Source organism: Rhizobacter sp. SG703 (assembly GCF_012275445.1).
GTDB lineage: Bacteria > Pseudomonadota > Gammaproteobacteria > Burkholderiales > Burkholderiaceae_C > Rhizobacter.
Genome location: NZ_JAAZQK010000009.1, coordinates 54,267 through 70,371, shown reverse-complemented (window position 1 = coordinate 70,371; position 16,105 = coordinate 54,267). Strand labels below are relative to the sequence as shown.

The window sequence follows — 16,105 nt, the reverse complement described above, 5'->3', positions numbered from 1 at the left end:
GCGCCCGCGCGATTCGTTGTCGACAACTTCCTCCCTTCCACCTCACCATGACGCGACTGATTCCCCTGGCAGCCCTGTGCGCGCTGCTGGCCGCCTGTGCCTCCGACCCCGCACCGAAGCCCACCGGCCAGCAGGCCGCGGCGGCTCCCGCCAAGTGCCCCGCCGAAGCCGGCCTCGGCAGCAACATCGCCCGCCGCGGCACCTGCCGGCCGATGACGCCGGAAGAGATCGATGCGGCCCGCGCCGATGCCGAGCGCATTCGCGACGGCACCAGCCGCATGATGACGCCGGTGGGCGCGAACGGCCGCTGACGTAGCCGGGCTCTTTCCGGGCTAAACTCGCGCCGCCAGGAGAGAGCTTCCACGCGAAGCCGCCGAAGGCGCAGGACCGGCAGCGATGCCGGCTCGAACGCTCAGGCAAAAGGACTGGCAAGCGCCCCGCAAGGGGCGTTCCTCGCTGGAGAGAGGCTCACCTCGAGTGGGTCCACCGAAGGGGCAAGCGGTCGACCGGGATCCGGAGGCCGCCAATCTCTCAGGTAAAGCGGACAGAGAGGGCATCCCCAACGCGTCGGCCGTCATGGCGACACGTTGGATCGGTGAATGCCCTCGGAGAAGAACATGTCCGCTGCCGAACTGCTGAAGACCCCGCTCTACGCACTGCATCTCGAACTCGGCGCCAAGATGGTGCCCTTCGCCGGTTACGAGATGCCGGTGAACTACCCCGGCGGCATCATCGCCGAGCACCGGCACTGCCGCAGCGCCGCTTCGCTGTTCGACGTCTCCCACATGGGCCAGGTCCGCCTGGTCGGCCCCGACGCCGCGAAGGCCCTCGAATCGCTGGTGCCGGTCGACATCGTCGACCTCGCGGTCGGCAAGCAGCGCTACGGCTTCTTCACCAACGCCAGCGGCGGCATCCTCGACGACCTGATGATCACGCGCCGCGAGACGGACCTGCTGGTCATCGTCAACGCCGCCTGCAAGGACGCCGACATCCGGCACATGGTGACCCACATCGGCCACAAGTGCACCGTGCAGCCGCTGCCCGACCGTGCGTTGCTCGCGCTGCAGGGCCCGCAGGCCGTCAAGGCGCTCGCGCGTCTGAACGCCGATGCTGCTTCCCTCACCTTCATGACCGGCCGCGCGCTGACGCTCGCCGGCGCCGACTGCTTCGTGACCCGCTCCGGCTACACCGGCGAAGACGGCTTCGAGATCTCGGTCGCCGCCGACCAGGCCGAGGCGCTCGCCCGCGCGCTGCTCGCGCAGCCCGAGGTCAAGCCCTGCGGCCTCGGTGCGCGCGACACGCTGCGCCTGGAAGCCGGGCTGTGCCTGTACGGCCACGACATCGACGAGAAGACCACGCCGGTCGAGGCCGGCCTGACCTGGGCGATCCAGAAAGTGCGGCGCGCCGGCGGCGCGCGCCACGGCGGCTACCCCGGTGCCGGCGTGATCGACGGCCAGCTCGCCCACGGCCCGACCAACAAGCGCGTCGGCCTGCTCGGCCTCGAGCGCGTGCCGGTGCGCGAAGGCGCCACCATCGTCGACGGCCAGGGCCACAAGCTCGGCCACGTGACCAGCGGCACGCTGTCGCCCAGCGTCGACCAGCCGATCGCGATGGCCTACCTCGCCGGCAACCATGCACTGCCGCACCACGAGGTGTTCGCCGAGGTGCGCGGCAAGCGGCAGCCGATGCGCGTCGCGCCGATGCCGTTCTCGCCGCACCGGTATTTCCGCGGCTGATCGCCGCCGTCGATCGCGCTGCCGGTCAGCGTCCCTTCCTTTTTTTTCGACTTCGTCCCAAGGAGCCCCAGATGACGACCATGTACACCCCCGACCACGAGTGGATCAACATCGAAGACCACGAGGCCGCCACCGTCGGCATCACGGTCCATGCGCAGGACGCGCTGGGCGACGTGGTCTTCGTCGACCTGCCGGAAGTCGGCCGCAGCTTCAAGAAGGGCGAAGTCGCCGGGGTCGTCGAATCGGTGAAGGCCGCAGCCGACCTGTACATGCCGGTGGCCGGCGAGATCGTCGAGGTCAATGAAGCGCTGCGCGCCGACCCGTCGCTCGCCAACAGCGACCCGCTGGGCAACGGCTGGTTCTTCAAGGTGCACGTCACCGACATGGGCGAGTTCGACCAGCTGATGGACCAGCCGGCCTACGACGAGCTCGTGAAAAACGCCTGAGGCTTGCCGCGGTCCCGGATCGACATCCGGGCGACGACTTGCCCAACCTCTCTTCATTCGGAACTGCCATGCTGATGTCCGCCGCCACGCCTTTGGGCGCCCTCGAGAACCCCACCGAATTCGTCGCCCGCCACATCGGCATCGAGGCCGAGGACGAAAAGCTGATGCTGTCGGCGATCGGTGCCGCGTCGCGTCGCGCGCTGATCGACGCGATCGTGCCGCGCGCGATCGCCCGCCCGGTGCCGATGCAGTTGCCGGCCGCGCTGACCGAGGCGCAGGCGCTGGCCGAGCTGAAGGGCATCGCCGCGCGCAACCAGGTGCTGAAGAGCTTCATCGGCCAGGGCTACCACGGCACCCTCACGCCGGGCGTCATCCTGCGCAACATCCTCGAGAACCCGGCCTGGTACACCGCGTACACGCCCTACCAGGCCGAGATCTCGCAGGGCCGCATGGAAGCACTCGTCAACTTCCAGACCATGGTCTGCGAGCTGACCGGGCTGGCCATCGCCGGCTCGTCGATGCTCGACGAAGCCACTGCCGCGGCCGAGGCGATGACGCTCGCGCTGCGCGTCGGCAAGAGCAAGAGCACCACCTTCTTCGTCGCCGACGACGTGCTCCCGCAGACGCTCGAAGTGGTGCGCACGCGCGCCGAGCCGCTCGGGCTGACGGTCGTCACCGGCCCGGCCGCGGAAGCCGCGAAGGCGCAGGCCTTCGCCGCGCTGTTCCAGTACCCCGGCGTCAACGGTGTCGTGCAGGACCTGGCCCCGGTGATCGCCGCGCTGCATGCGGCCGGTGGGCTGGCCATCGTCGCCGCCGACCTGCTGGCGCTGACGCTGATCACGCCGCCCGGCGAGATGGGCGCCGACATCGCGGTCGGCAACACCCAGCGCTTCGGCATGCCGATGGGCAATGGCGGCCCGCACGCCGCCTACATGGCGACGAAGGACGAGTTCAAGCGCTCGATGCCGGGCCGGCTGGTCGGCGTCAGCGTCGACGTGCACGGCAACCCGGCCTACCGCCTCGCGCTGCAGACGCGCGAGCAGCACATCCGCCGCGAGAAGGCCACGTCGAACATCTGCACCGCCCAGGTGCTGCCGGCGGTGATCGCCAGCATGTACGCCGTGTACCACGGCCCGCAAGGCCTGAAGCGCATTGCCGGGCGCGTTGCCAGCTACACCGCGGTGCTGGCGGCCGGGCTGAAGGAAGCCGGCTGCACGCTGGCGCACGAGAGTGCGTTCGACACGCTCGAGGTGCAGACCGCCGCCCGCACCGATGCCGTGCTGCAGGCCGCGCGCGAATCGGGCTTCAACTTGCGCCGCGCATCGGCGACGAGCGTCGGCATTTCGCTGGACGAGACCACCACCCGGGGCGACATCGACGCGCTGCTGCGCATCGTGCCGGCCAAGCCCCTCGACACCGCCGCGCTGTGGTCGCGCAGCGAGAAGGGCGTGGCCGCGCTGGTGCCGGCCGAGCTGGCGCGCCGCAGCGCGTTCCTGTCGCACCCGGTGTTCAACACCCACCACAGCGAGACCGAGATGCTGCGCTACATCCGCAGCCTGTCGGACAAGGACCTCGCGCTCGACCGCAGCATGATCCCGCTCGGCTCCTGCACGATGAAGCTGAACGCGACCAGCGAGATGATCCCGATCACCTGGCCGGAGTTCGCCAACATCCACCCGTTCGCGCCGCGCGACCAGCTGGCCGGCTACGCGCTGCTGGACCAGCAGCTGCGCGACTGGCTGTGCCAGGCCACCGGCTATGCCGGCATCAGCCTGCAGCCCAACGCCGGCTCGCAGGGCGAGTACGCCGGATTGCTGGTGATCAAGGCCTTCCACAAGTCGCGTGGCGAAGGCCATCGCAACATCTGCCTGATCCCCGAATCGGCGCACGGCACCAACCCGGCCAGCGCGCAGATGGTCGGCCTGCAGGTGGTCGTCACCAAGTGCGATGCCGACGGCAACGTCGACCTCGCCGACCTGAAGGCCCGCTGCGAGCAGCACAGCGCGAACCTGGCGTGCGTGATGATCACCTACCCGTCGACCTACGGCGTGTTCGAGACCCGTGTGAAGGAGCTGTGCGCGCTGGTGCACCAGCACGGCGGCCGGGTGTACGTGGACGGCGCCAACATGAATGCGCTGGTCGGCATCGCCGCGCCGGGCGAGTTCGGCGGCGACGTCAGCCACCTGAACCTGCACAAGACCTTCTGCATTCCGCACGGAGGCGGCGGGCCGGGCGTCGGCCCGGTGTGCGTCGCGGCCGACCTGGTGCCGTTCCTGCCGGCGCACCGCGCGGCCGGCATCGGCACCGAGCAGCAGGTGGGCGCCGTCTCGGCCGCGCCGCTGGGCAATGCGGCGGTGCTGCCGATCAGCTGGATGTACGTGCGGATGATGGGCTCGCAGGGCCTGCTGGCCGCGACCGAGACCGCCATCCTGAGCGCGAACTACGTGGCCGCGCGGCTGGCCGACCACTACGACATCCACTACAGCGGCAACATCGCCGGCGTGAAGGGCGGCGGGGTCGCGCACGAGTGCATCCTCGACCTGCGCCCGCTGAAGGACAGCTCGGGCGTCAGCGCCGAAGACGTGGCCAAGCGGCTGATCGACTACGGCTTCCATGCGCCGACGCTGAGCTTCCCGGTGGCCGGCACGCTGATGGTCGAGCCGACCGAGAGCGAGCCGCTGGTCGAGCTGGACCGCTTCTGCGACGCGATGATCGCGATCCGCGACGAGATCCGCAAGGTCGAGCAAGGGCAGTGGCCGCAGGACGACAACCCGCTGAAGGCCGCGCCGCACACCACCGGCGCGCTGATGAAGGCCGACTGGCCGCATGCATATTCGCGCGAGGAAGCGGCGTTCCCGGTCAAGAGCCTGAAGCGGCAGAAGTACTGGTCGCCGGTTGGGCGCGTCGACAACGTCTACGGCGACCGCAACCTGTTCTGCAGCTGTCCGCCGCTGGCCGACTACAGCTGAACTGATCCACCCACCGGGAGCGCCTGATGGCCGTGTCGGTCTTCGACCTGTTCAAGATCGGCATCGGCCCGTCGAGCTCGCACACGGTCGGGCCGATGCGCGCCGCGCGGCTCTTCGCGCTGCGGCTGCAGCACGATGGGCTGCTCGGCCGCACGCAGCGCGTGCAGGCCGAGCTGTACGGCTCGCTCGGCGCCACCGGCAAGGGCCACGGCACCGACAAGGCGGTCCTGCTCGGGTTAGCCGGGCATGAGCCCGATCGCGTCGACCCCGATGCCATCCCGGCCCACCTCGACGCGATCCGCGGCGGCAGGCAACTGAAGCTGCTCGGCGAGCACGCGGTGGCCTTCAACGAGAAGACCGACCTCGTCTTCTACCGCCGGCAGACGCTGCCCTTCCATGCCAACGGCATGCGCTTCATCGCGTTCGACGGCGACGGGGCCGAGCTGTGCGCGCGCACCTGGTATTCGGTCGGCGGCGGCTTCGTCGTCAGCGAAGAACTGGCCGCCGACGGCAGCAAGCAGAAGGTGCTGGCGCCCGACACCACGGTGCTGCCGCTGCCCTTCCATTCGGGCGCCGACCTGCTGGCGATCGCCGCGCGCGAACGCTGCAGCATCGCGCAGATCATGCGGCGCAACGAGCGCCACTGGCGCAGCGACGACGAGATCGATGCCGGGCTGCTGCACATCTGGCAGGTGATGCAGGACTGCGTCGCGCGCGGCTCGCGCACCGACGGCGTCCTGCCCGGCGGCTTCAAGGTGCGCCGGCGCGCCGCCGACCTGCACCGGCAGCTGTCGTCGAACCCCGAAGCGGCGCTGCGCGATCCGCTGCAGGTGCTGGACTGGGTGAACCTGTACGCGCTGGCCGTCAATGAAGAGAACGCCGCCGGCGGGCGCGTCGTGACGGCGCCGACCAATGGCGCGGCCGGCATCGTGCCGGCGGTGCTGCACTACTACGCTCGCTTCGTCGCAGGTGCGACGCCGGCCGGCATCGTCGACTTCCTGCTGACGGCCGCGGCGATCGGCATCCTCTACAAGGAGAACGCGTCGATCAGCGGCGCCGAGGTCGGCTGCCAGGGCGAGGTCGGCGTCGCCTGCTCGATGGCCGCCGGCGCGCTGTGCGCGGTGCTGGGCGGCACGCCGGAGCAGGTGGAGAACGCCGCCGAGATCGGCATGGAGCACCACCTGGGGCTTACCTGCGACCCGGTCGGCGGGCTGGTGCAGATCCCGTGCATCGAGCGCAACGCGATCGCGTCGGTGAAGGCGATCAACGCGGCCCGCATGGCGATGCGCGGCGACGGCACGCACCACGTGAGCCTCGACAAGGTCATCAAGACGATGCGCGACACCGGCGCGGACATGATGACGAAGTACAAGGAAACAGCGCGGGGCGGGTTGGCGGTGAACATCGTCGAGTGCTGAGCCGTCGCCCGGATGCCAATCCGGGCTACTTGTATTGGAACGGCGGTTTCTTCAACAGGCGCCGCCACGCCAGCACCGGCAGCCGCAGCAGAAACTCCACCATCAAGCGCGCGTGCATCCACGTCAGCAGCACGTTGTCGCGCCCGTAGCGGAAGTGCGAGACGCCGCCCTCCTCCGCCGTCAGGTACTTCACCGGTGCCGGCAGGTTGATCGGTGCGATGCCGCGCCACGCGAGCCGCACCACCGCTTCGGTGTCGAAATCGAAGCGCCGCATCCACGGCTGGCGGCGCATCACCGCGATCAGCGGCCCGACCGGGTACACGCGAAAGCCGTACAGCGAATCGCCGATGCCGGCACCCAGCGTCTCCAGGTCGGTCCAGCCGTTCGAGATGCGCCGCCCGCGCACGCGCAGCAGCGGCGCCGATGCGTCGAACACCGGCTTGCCCAGCACCATCGCATCAGGGTGCTGCTGCGAGGTCGCCATGAACTGCGGGATCAGCCCGGCCGGGTGCTGCCCGTCCGAATCCATCGTCAGCACGTGCGTGAAGCCCGCCGCCTGCGCCGCCTGCAGCCCGGTCAGCACCGCCGCGCCCTTGCCCTGGTTGTGCGGCAGCACGATCACGTGCAGTTGCGCATCGGCCTCGGCCATCCGCTGCAGCCCCTCGGCCGTGCCGTCGGTGCTGCCGTCGACCACCACCCACACCGGCGACCACTGCGCGCGTGCGGCACGCACGGTGTCGTACACCGTTGCGCCGGTGTCGTAGCTCGGGATCAGCACCGCCTGGCGGATCGCGCTCACGTCCGCTCTTTCAAGGCCAGTTCCTTCTTGCACAGCTCATTGCGAAAATACGCCTCCAGTTCGTCCAGCGGCAGCGCAGCGCCCTCGCGCGGCTCGAAGCGCTCGCCCAGCCGCAGCGTGAACGCCATCGGGAACGGCGGCACGCGCCAGATCGGCCAGCCCTTGCGCAGGTACGGCGAATCGGTCTCGATGAACACCGTCTGGATCGGCACGCCGGCCTTGTGCGCGATCGCCGTCACGCCGGGGCGGAAGCGGTTCAGCATCGCGCCGGCCTCGGTGCGCGTGCCCTCGGGAAACATCACCAGCTGCGCACCTTCGCGCAGGGTCGCGATCGCATGCCGCAGCATCGTGCGCGGCGAATCGTTCGGGATGTAGCGCGCGATCCGCGCGCCGGCGCCGAGGAACACGTTGCGCATCAGGTCGCCCTTCATGATGCACACGCCGCGCCGCAACCGCGCGACGATCAGCAGCGCATCGACCATGCTCGGGTGGTTGGCCACCACGACCAGCCCGGTCGCGCCGTCATTGAGCCGGTCGAGCGCCTGGCTGTCGACCTCCATCAGCCCGAAGCCGGCCGCGAGGTTCCAGAACGCGCGGTACGAACTCGCGACCACATGCCGGCCGATGGCCTGCGCGCGCCGGCGCGGCACCACCGGCAGCATCAGCGCGGCGACCAGGTTCCAGGCGAGCGATGCCAGGCCCAACCCGAGCAGCAGCAGGTAGAAACACGCGAGCTGCCAGGCGCGCCGGATCATGTGGGCGACAGCGTGGCAGCCGACGCGATGCCATGCGCCTCGATCTCGACCAGCAGGTCGGCGCGGCACACGTCGGCGCGCAGGTAGATCGCGTTGCGCAGCGCCGGCGCATCGGCACCGAGCCGCCGCGCCAGCACCTCGCGCACCGTCGGCAGGTCCTGCGCATGGCGGACGTAGACGGTGCACTCGAGCGTGTCGACGCGGTGCGCGCGCGGCCCGATCGTGCTCAGCGCATTGGCCGCATCGACCACCGCGGCCACGTTGGCGAGCGTCTCCTCGGTCTGCCGGGCCACGTCGCCCGGGTGCAGCGTCTGGTGCCCGACGATGCTGGCGGTGCCCGACAGGAACAGCGCCTCGCGCCCGCCGCCGATCGATGCCAGCGCACCGCGCGAGAAGGTCGGCGCGCGCGGGCCGTACTGCGACGGGTAGCGGTAGGCGCTGACCTGGCGCGGGTTCTCGACTGCCCGCGGCGCCTCGCGCCCCGCGAGGAAGTGCACCGTCAGCGGACCGCGCGTGGTGCCCAGCGCGCAGGCGGCCGGCGCGCCGTCGAAAGCGCTGCGCCGTGCGGCCAGGAAGGCATCCTGGCGGCCGATGTTGAACTGCCGGTAGCGCTCCAGCGGGTCGCCGCCGGCATCGGCGCCGTTGATGTCGGCCACGTAGTTCCACAGCCGCAGCAGGTGCGGGAAGCCTTCGTCTTGCAGTAGCTGGAACAGCGCGTCGTAGACCTGCCGCGCCGCGGCGCCGATGCCGCCCGGCAGCGTCGCGTCGTCGATGCACAGCGTGCCCATCAGCCAGTGGCCGTCGCTCGCGAAACGCGCGATGCCGCGGCGCTGCTCGTGCAGCCTGCCGGGCACGCTCCAGGTCTCGGTGACGGGTCCCGCGGGGTACAGCAACGCGGGCGACGCGATGTCGCGCGGCTCGTCGGCGGTGTGGATGCGGCGGTCGAGCGCCGGCGCCGTGTCGGTCGGTTCGAAGGCGCGACGGAACTGCAGCGGGGACGACAGGGGAAGCGGCGGAGAGGACAACGACAGGTCGCGCATCGGCCGAATTTTAGGGGAGCGCAGTGGCGTTTCCGGGCCGGGTTTCCCGCCCGGTACAACGTCCTACAGCGGGTCGGCCTCGGGGCGGTCCAGCCATTTCTCGAAATCGTCACGCAGGCGTTCGCTTTCGTGCACCGCACGGGTCCAGGCCGCCTGCCGCCCGGCCACGTCGTCGCCCCAGGCCTTGAAGTCGGCCCGGTCGGGCAGCTTGCCGTTCGGCAGCGTCGCGATCCAGGCCGGGTTCGGGTACAGCACGATCAGGTTGTCGAGCTTCGCGCTGGCGCGGTGGCGGCGCTTGAAGCCCTTGTCGAGCCAGCCCGGCACCACCGTCTTCTGGAAGTGCGGGTACAGCGCCAGCCCGTCGTGCATCGACGCGTAGTCGAGGTGCAGGTGGTAGTCGGTGATGCCGCCGTCCCAGTAGGCGCCGGCCGGGCCGCCGGGGATGTCGTTCACCGCGTCGAGCCAGAACGGGATCGAGCAGCTCGCGAGGATGCTCGCGCGCAGGTTCGACGCATCGAGCGCGGCGGTGTGCGTGCGATAGTCGGTGAGCGACAGCGGCAACGCATCGCGCGGGTCGGAAAACACCACGCGCTCCAGCCAGCCCCCCATCGCACGGCGGCTCAGCGCATTGGCCGCGAACGCGCCCAGGTAGCCGACGGGCGTGCGCAGCCGTCCCTGCCGGCCCAGCACATGCCGGCCGCGGCTGGTGAACACATGCAGCCGGAAGCGCCGATGCTGCAGCACCTGCGCCTCGCGCGCGCCGAACTGGCGCACCAGGTTGTCGGCGAACACCTGGCTCACGTGTGTGGCGGTCGGCTGCTTGCCGGGTGCGTGTTCGTACTGCTGGCCGATGTAGTCGGCCGCCATCTGCGCCAGTTCGCGCGCCGGGTCGTCGAGGCAGCCGGTCGCCATGCGCCACGCGCCGATCGACGCGCCGAGCAGGTGCACCGTGTGGTCGCTGCGCGGCAGCCAGTCGCCGAACAGGAAGCGGTCGAGGTGGTTCAGCGCCAGGCCCTTGGGGCCGCCGGCCGCCGCCGGGATCGCGCGCACGTCTTGCGGGCGCAGCCCGTCGCGGCGCAGGTGTTCGCGCGCTTTCGGGCCGGCAGCGACGAGCAGGGCTTTCATCGGGCGTCGTTCAGCCGCGAAACCCGGATTGGCGTCCGGGCTACGGTCAGTGCGGGTCTTGTTTGATGACGCCGCAGGCGATGCGGGCGCCGGAGTTGCCGGTCGGCTGCGTCGCGTAGTCGTCCTGGCTGGCATGCACGATCAAGCCATGGCCGACCAGGTCGGTCGGGCCGGAGCCGATGGTCACGCCGCTCAGCATGAACTCGAAGTCGGCGACGCCGTTCGCGTCGGCGGTGATCGCCGGCATGTCGCCGGCATGGTGGTCACCCAGCGGCGAGCCGTGCGGCTTGCCGGTCGGGTTGAAGTGGCCGCCGGTGCTCATGCCGTCGCCGCTGGAGCAATCGCCCTTCTCGTGCGCATGGAAGCCGTGGTCCTGGTTCGGCTTCAGGCCGCGCACCTTGCCCTTGACGAGCACCCGGTCGTCGACCATCTGGAAGGTGACGACGCCGACCGCGGCATTGCCGGTGGTGGGCAGCAGGGTCGCCGTGGCGCTCGGGCCGGGCGCATGGGCGCAGGCGCCGAGCAGCGCGGCGCTGCCGAGCATCAGGGCGAGCGCGAGGGGTCGAAGACGTGTGTTCATCGCTGGGTTCCTCAGTGGAGTGTCGGACCGCATGGTGCCTTGATTCGCCGGCCGCGGCTCAGCCCTTGCCTTGCAGCTTCGCGAAGGCAGCCGCCATGGCGGATTGCTGGGGCGATTGATGTTGCTGCTGCGGTGCGCGGTGACCGCCCCCGCCGCCGGCGCGCTCGCCCCGCCCTGCCGGCCGGAAACTGTTGTCGCCCTGGCGCTCGCCGCGCGGCGCGACCACCGCATCGAGCTTCATCGTCAGCGAGATGCGCTTGCGCGCCAGGTCGACCTCGAGCACCTTGACCTTGACGATGTCGCCGGTCTTCACGACCTCGCGCGCATCGTTGACGAACTTGTTGCTCAGCTGGCTCACATGCACCAGCCCGTCCTGGTGCACGCCCAGGTCGATGAAGGCGCCGAACTGCGCGACGTTGCTGACGGTGCCTTCGAGCGTCATGCCCGGCTGCAGGTCCTTCAGGTCCTCGACGCCGTCGTTGAAGCGCGCCACCTTGAAGTCGGGGCGCGGGTCGCGGCCCGGCTTCTCCAGCTCGGCGAAGATGTCCTTCACCGTGATCGCGCCGAACTTGTCGCTGGCGAAGGCCTCGGGCTTCAGCGCGCGGATCACGTCGCTGCGGCCCATCACCTCGGCGGCCGGCTTGTTGACGGCAGCCATGATCTTCTCGACCACCGGATACGTTTCCGGGTGCACGCCCGACTGGTCGAGCGGGTTGTCGCCGCCGCGGATGCGCAGGAAGCCGGCGCTCTGCTCGAAGGTCTTCGCACCCAGGCCGCTGACGTCCAGCAGCTGCTGGCGGTTGCGGAACGCGCCGTTCGCATCGCGCCAGCGCACGATGCTCGCGGCCACCGCGCTGCTCAGGCCCGACACGCGCGACAGCAGCGGCGCCGACGCGGTGTTCAGGTCGACCCCCACCGAGTTCACGCAATCCTCGATCACCGTGTCGAGGCTGCGCGCCAGCTCGCTCTGGTTCACGTCGTGCTGGTACTGGCCGACGCCGATGCTCTTCGGCTCGATCTTCACCAGCTCGGCCAGCGGATCCTGCAGGCGCCGTGCGATGCTGACCGCGCCGCGCAGGCTCACGTCCAGGTCGGGCAGCTCCTTGCTCGCGTACTCGCTGGCCGAGTAGACCGACGCGCCGGCCTCGCTGACCACCACCTTCTCGATGTGCGTGCCAGGCGCGAGCTGCTGAATGCGCTTGATCAGGTCGGACGCCAGCTTGTCGGTCTCGCGGCTCGCGGTGCCGTTGCCGATCGCGATCAGGTTGACGCCGTGCGTCGCGCACAGCCGGCCCAGCGTGTGCAGCGAGCCTTCCCAGTCGTTGCGCGGCTCGTGCGGGTAGACGGTGTGGGTGTCCAGCACCTTGCCGGTCGCGTCGACCACCGCGACCTTCACGCCGGTGCGGATGCCGGGATCCAACCCCATCACGACGCGCGGGCCGGCCGGCGCGGCCAGCAGCAGGTCGCGCAGGTTCTCGGCGAACACCTTGATCGCGACCTTCTCCGCCTCTTCGCGCAGCCGGCTGAACAGGTCGCGCTCCAGGCTCAGGCTGAGCTTGACCTTCCAGGTCCAGCCGATGGTCTTGCGGATCAGGTCGTCGGCCGGGCGCTTCTTGTGGCTCCAGCCGAGGTGCACCGCGATGCGGCCTTCGGCGAGGGTCGGCTGGCCGGGCACCACCTCTTCGTCGAGCACCAGCTTCGCATCGAGGAACTCGAGCGTGCGGCCGCGGAACACCGCGAGCGCGCGGTGCGACGGCACGCGGTTGATCGGCTCGTCGTACTCGAAGTAGTCGCGGAACTTGGAGACGTCCGGGTGGTTGACGTCCTTGCCGTCCATCAGCTTCGAACGCAGCAGGCCTTCGTCCCACAGCCAGCTGCGCAGCTTGCCGACCAGCGCGGCGTCTTCGGCCCAGCGCTCGCTGAGCAGGTCGCGCACGCCGTCGAGCACCGCATGCGCATCGGCGAAACCGCCGTCGGCATTGATGAAGGCCACCGCCTCGGTGGCCGGGTCGAGCGACGGGTCGGCGAACAGCTTGTCGGCCAGCGGCTCCAGCCCGGCCTCGCGGGCGATCATGCCCTTGGTGCGGCGGCGCGGCTTGAACGGCAGGTAGAGGTCTTCGAGCTCCTGCTTGGTCGGCGCGGCGTCGATCGCGGCGCGCAGCGCGGGTGTCAGCTTGCCCTGCTCGTCGATGCTCTTCAGCACGGCCTCGCGACGGTCTTCGAGTTCGCGCAGGTAGGCCAAGCGGGATTCGAGCTCGCGCAGCTGGATGTCGTCGAGGTTGTCGGTGGCTTCCTTGCGGTAGCGGGCGATGAAGGGCACCGTGGCCCCGCCGTCCAGCAGTTGCACCGCGGCGTTCACTTGCACCGGCCGAACCTTCAGCTCGGCGGCGATCTGCAGAAGAATCTTGTCCAAAACGAGGGGGCCCGCAACAGGCCTGTAGGGCACGAAAGCGGCGGAGTTTGCCACACGGTCATCGGCCGGCCACCGGGCGGATTTGTCACCGTTTGCTATGCTCGCGGCCTTCGCGCCATCCGTCCCTGATGTCCCACCCCGCCTTCGCCCTCACCCGTGCCTCGCGCCGCATCGCCTTCGCGGCCGTGCTGCTCGTGTCGCTCGTGCTCGCGCAGGCGCTGGGTCTGATGCACGGCATCGCGCACATGCGGCATGCACCGGGCACGGCGTCGACCGCCACGCTGGCGAAGGCGGCCGATGCCGGCTGGGTGGCCAAGCTGTTCGCCGGCCACCAGCACGGCGGCGACTGCGACGTCTACGACCAGTTGACCCATGGCGATGCGCTGCACGCGATGGCACCGGTGTTCGCGGCCGTCGAGTTCGCGCAGGCGCCGGTGGCGCTGCACCGCGGCTGGCACATCGCCACGCAATCCTCGGGCTTTCTTGCCCGCGGGCCCCCTTCCCTGAGCTGATCCGCCTTTCGAGGTTCGTCACCGGGCCCGGCTGCGCATCGTGCGCGCGCCGGCCCCGGCTTCATCAGCTTTGCCGGAAGTTTCCCCATGAATTCGCTCGTCTCGAAGCGCCACGCCGTGTCCGTGGCCATCTCCCTCGCCTTCTCGTCCGTCGCGTTCGCGCAGTCCACCTCCTCCGATGCCGATGCCGCACCCGCCGCATCGACCGCGGCGGCGGCTGTCGCGCCCGCCGCCGCGGCCAGCGCCCCCACCCGGCTCGACAAGGTGGTGATCACCGGCAACCCGCTCGGCCGCAGCGAGGTCGCCGTGCCGGTCTCGGTGCTGACCGGCGATGAACTGACGCTGCGCCGCGGCAGCTCGATCGGCGAGACGCTGAACGGCACGCCCGGCGTGTCGTCCACCTACTTCGGCCCGAACGCCAACCGGCCGGTGATCCGCGGTCTGGATGGCGACCGCGTGCGCATGCTCAGCAATGCCGGCGGTTCGCTCGACGCGTCGAGCCTGAGCTTCGACCATGCGGTGCCGATCGATCCGCTGATCGCCGACCGCATCGAGGTGCTGCGCGGCCCCGGCGCGCTGCTGTATGGCGGCAGCGCCGTCGGCGGCGTCGTCAACACGCTGGACAACCGCATTCCGTCGAGCCCGCTGACCGCGCTGGGCGGCTCGGCCGAAGTGCGGGTCGGCGGCGCCGATGCCGAGCGCGGCGGCGCGGCGCTGCTGGAGACCGGCAACGGCCAGTTCGGGCTGCATGTCGATGCCTTCGGCCGCAAGACCTCGGACCTGCACGTGCCGCGCTTCACGCCGCGCGCCGACGGCGAGGACCAGCCGGAGACGAAGCGCGTGCGCGCGTCGGCGAGCGACACGCATGGCGGCGCGGTCGGCGGCTCGCTGTTCTTCGACCAGGGCTACGTCGGCCTGTCGGTCGACACCTACCGCAGCACCTACGGCGCGGTCGCCGAGCCGGACGTCGACATCGACATGAAGCGCGACCACGTCGGCCTGGCCGGCGAAGTGAAGCGGCTGGACGGCCCGTTCACCGGCCTGCGCGCGAGCTTCAACCACACCCGCTACCAGCACCAGGAGGTCGACACCGGCACCGGCGCGGTGGGCACGACCTTCAAGACCTCGGGCGACGAGCTGCGGGTGGAAGCCACGCACGCGGCGATCGGCCCGGTGCAAGGCGTGGTCGGTGTGCAGGTCGAGGACTTCGATTTCTCGGCCCTCGGCGACGAGGCCTTCGTGCCGAGCACGCGCACCAAGCGGCAGGCACTGTTCGCGCTCGAGGACCTGAGCTGGAGCGGCGGCACGCTGACCGCAGGGTTGCGCGTGGAGCATGCGCGCATCACATCGGACGGCGACGCCGCCGATGCGGCCGAGCCGAAGTTCGGGGCGGCCGATGCGCGGAGTTTTCCGGTGCGCAGCGCGTCGCTCGCGAACGTCTACAAGCTGACGCCGACCTGGTCGCTGAGCGGATCGCTGAGCTACACCGAACGCGCGCCGACCTCGTTCGAGCTGTATGCGAACGGCGTGCATGCGGCGACCGGCGCGTTCGAGCGCGGCGACGCGAACCTGGGCGTCGAGCGCGGCAACAACATCGACGTCGCGCTCGCGTGGAAGGACGACGGCAACGAGCTGCGCCTGGGCGCCTTCAGCACGCGCTTCTCGCGCTTCATTTCGCTGGAGGCGACCGGGCAGCAGATCGAGGCCGACGGCGACGACGGCCCCGAGTCGTTCCCCGAATACGCGTTCCGCGCGGTGCGCGCACGGCTGAACGGCATCGAGATCAACGGCAAGCACCGCCTGCTGCGGCAGGACGGCTGGACGCTGGGCCTGGACGGCAAGCTCGACTACACGCGGGCGACCAACCTCGACACCGGCGAGGCGCTGCCGCGCGTGGCGCCACTGCGGGCGCTGGTCGGGCTGGACATCGACAGCGGGCCGTGGAGCGCGCGCCTGGAGGTGGACGGCGCCGCGAAGCAGGACCGCGTGCCGTCGACCGACGTGCCGACCGGCGGCTACACGCTGGTCAACGCCTCGCTCGCGCGGCATTTCGCGATCGGCACCAGCGATGCGCTGTGGTTCCTGAAGCTCGGCAACCTGGGCGACAAGCTGGCCTACAGCGCATCGACGGTGCAGACGGTGCGGGACCTGTCGCCGCTGCCGGGGCGGTCGATCAAGACGGGCGTGCGCGTCAGCTTCTGAGCGCCTCGTGAGCGGTGGCGGACGCAGCGTGTCTCCCTGCTGCGTCCGCCACGATGCCGTTGCACGTGGTAGCCAATTGGAACTTATTGGTATTTAAATGGTTATACGAT

At 70.3% G+C, this 16,105-nt stretch carries 13 protein-coding genes and 2 riboswitches; of the genes, 7 read left to right on the top strand and 6 right to left on the bottom strand.

Going from position 1 to position 16,105, the window contains the following annotated elements; genetic code table 11:
- The first annotated feature begins 47 nt into the window (after positions 1 to 47).
- The 5 genes from FHT26_RS19715 to FHT26_RS19695 all read left to right on the top strand — a co-directional run bounded on the left by FHT26_RS19715 (position 48) and on the right by FHT26_RS19695 (position 6,569).
- Positions 48 to 311 (top strand): hypothetical protein, encoded by a 264-nt coding sequence (locus FHT26_RS19715; protein WP_168561821.1) that lies wholly within the window; start codon positions 48 to 50, stop codon positions 309 to 311.
- Positions 312 to 345: 34 nt separating this feature from the next.
- Positions 346 to 430: riboswitch (glycine riboswitch) on the top strand.
- A 16-nt stretch (positions 431 to 446) separates the two neighbouring features.
- A riboswitch (glycine riboswitch) is annotated at positions 447 to 558 on the top strand.
- Positions 559 to 617: 59 nt separating this feature from the next.
- A complete protein-coding gene (gcvT, locus tag FHT26_RS19710; protein WP_168561820.1) occupies positions 618 to 1,736 on the top strand; it encodes a glycine cleavage system aminomethyltransferase GcvT in 1,119 nt (372 codons plus the stop codon).
- Positions 1,737 to 1,807: 71 nt separating this feature from the next.
- Entirely contained in the window at positions 1,808 to 2,182 is a 375-nt protein-coding gene (gcvH, locus tag FHT26_RS19705) for a glycine cleavage system protein GcvH (RefSeq protein ID WP_168561819.1), read from the top strand.
- Between the two features lie 68 nt (positions 2,183 to 2,250).
- The gene (gcvP, locus tag FHT26_RS19700) at positions 2,251 to 5,151 is read left to right on the top strand and encodes an aminomethyl-transferring glycine dehydrogenase (RefSeq protein WP_168561818.1); all 2,901 of its coding nucleotides are present in this window, start codon (positions 2,251 to 2,253) and stop codon (positions 5,149 to 5,151) included.
- A gap of 26 nt (positions 5,152 to 5,177) precedes the next feature.
- The gene (locus tag FHT26_RS19695; RefSeq protein ID WP_168561817.1) at positions 5,178 to 6,569 is read left to right on the top strand and encodes an L-serine ammonia-lyase; all 1,392 of its coding nucleotides are present in this window, start codon (positions 5,178 to 5,180) and stop codon (positions 6,567 to 6,569) included.
- Positions 6,570 to 6,594: 25 nt separating this feature from the next.
- Here the strand turns inward: FHT26_RS19695 and FHT26_RS19690 are convergent, their stop codons facing one another.
- The 6 genes from FHT26_RS19690 to FHT26_RS19665 all read right to left on the bottom strand — a co-directional run bounded on the left by FHT26_RS19690 (position 6,595) and on the right by FHT26_RS19665 (position 13,281).
- Positions 6,595 to 7,368, bottom strand: coding sequence for a glycosyltransferase (locus tag FHT26_RS19690; RefSeq protein ID WP_168561816.1), 774 nt, complete (start codon positions 7,366 to 7,368; stop codon positions 6,595 to 6,597).
- Positions 7,365 to 8,123, bottom strand: a complete 759-nt coding sequence (locus tag FHT26_RS19685; RefSeq protein ID WP_168561815.1) for a lysophospholipid acyltransferase family protein — start codon at positions 8,121 to 8,123, stop codon at positions 7,365 to 7,367. The genes FHT26_RS19690 and FHT26_RS19685 overlap by 4 nt, the downstream gene beginning before the upstream one ends.
- Positions 8,120 to 9,163, bottom strand: a complete 1,044-nt coding sequence (locus tag FHT26_RS19680) for a chorismate transformation FkbO/Hyg5 family protein (RefSeq protein ID WP_168561814.1) — start codon at positions 9,161 to 9,163, stop codon at positions 8,120 to 8,122. Before FHT26_RS19680 ends, FHT26_RS19685 begins: the two co-directional genes overlap by 4 nt.
- 63 nt (positions 9,164 to 9,226) lie before the next feature.
- Positions 9,227 to 10,288 carry a patatin-like phospholipase family protein gene (locus FHT26_RS19675; protein ID WP_168561813.1) on the bottom strand — a complete coding sequence of 354 codons (1,062 nt, stop codon included), beginning with the start codon at positions 10,286 to 10,288 and terminating at the stop codon, positions 9,227 to 9,229.
- 46 nt (positions 10,289 to 10,334) lie between these two features.
- A complete protein-coding gene (locus tag FHT26_RS19670; RefSeq protein WP_168561812.1) occupies positions 10,335 to 10,868 on the bottom strand; it encodes a superoxide dismutase family protein in 534 nt (177 codons plus the stop codon).
- A gap of 58 nt (positions 10,869 to 10,926) precedes the next feature.
- Complete coding sequence (locus tag FHT26_RS19665) at positions 10,927 to 13,281, bottom strand: Tex family protein (RefSeq protein WP_168561811.1); 2,355 nt, start codon at positions 13,279 to 13,281, stop codon at positions 10,927 to 10,929.
- 128 nt (positions 13,282 to 13,409) lie between these two features.
- Between FHT26_RS19665 and FHT26_RS19660 the strand changes: the two genes are divergently transcribed.
- The gene (locus FHT26_RS19660) at positions 13,410 to 13,793 is read left to right on the top strand and encodes a hypothetical protein (protein WP_168561810.1); all 384 of its coding nucleotides are present in this window, start codon (positions 13,410 to 13,412) and stop codon (positions 13,791 to 13,793) included.
- A gap of 87 nt (positions 13,794 to 13,880) precedes the next feature.
- Positions 13,881 to 15,995, top strand: a complete 2,115-nt coding sequence (locus tag FHT26_RS19655) for a TonB-dependent receptor (RefSeq protein WP_168561809.1) — start codon at positions 13,881 to 13,883, stop codon at positions 15,993 to 15,995.
- Positions 15,996 to 16,105: the final 110 nt, after the last annotated feature.

Coding starts and splice junctions, on each gene's coding strand:
- FHT26_RS19715 (WP_168561821.1), top strand. CDS start 48: ATGACGCGACTGATTCCCCTGGCAGCCCTGTGCGCGCTGCTGGCCGCC.
- gcvT (WP_168561820.1), top strand. CDS start 618: ATGTCCGCTGCCGAACTGCTGAAGACCCCGCTCTACGCACTGCATCTC.
- gcvH (WP_168561819.1), top strand. CDS start 1,808: ATGACGACCATGTACACCCCCGACCACGAGTGGATCAACATCGAAGAC.
- gcvP (WP_168561818.1), top strand. CDS start 2,251: ATGCTGATGTCCGCCGCCACGCCTTTGGGCGCCCTCGAGAACCCCACC.
- FHT26_RS19695 (WP_168561817.1), top strand. CDS start 5,178: ATGGCCGTGTCGGTCTTCGACCTGTTCAAGATCGGCATCGGCCCGTCG.
- FHT26_RS19685 (WP_168561815.1), bottom strand. CDS start 8,123: ATGATCCGGCGCGCCTGGCAGCTCGCGTGTTTCTACCTGCTGCTGCTC.
- FHT26_RS19680 (WP_168561814.1), bottom strand. CDS start 9,163: ATGCGCGACCTGTCGTTGTCCTCTCCGCCGCTTCCCCTGTCGTCCCCG.
- FHT26_RS19675 (WP_168561813.1), bottom strand. CDS start 10,288: ATGAAAGCCCTGCTCGTCGCTGCCGGCCCGAAAGCGCGCGAACACCTG.
- FHT26_RS19670 (WP_168561812.1), bottom strand. CDS start 10,868: ATGAACACACGTCTTCGACCCCTCGCGCTCGCCCTGATGCTCGGCAGC.
- FHT26_RS19660 (WP_168561810.1), top strand. CDS start 13,410: ATGTCCCACCCCGCCTTCGCCCTCACCCGTGCCTCGCGCCGCATCGCC.
- FHT26_RS19655 (WP_168561809.1), top strand. CDS start 13,881: ATGAATTCGCTCGTCTCGAAGCGCCACGCCGTGTCCGTGGCCATCTCC.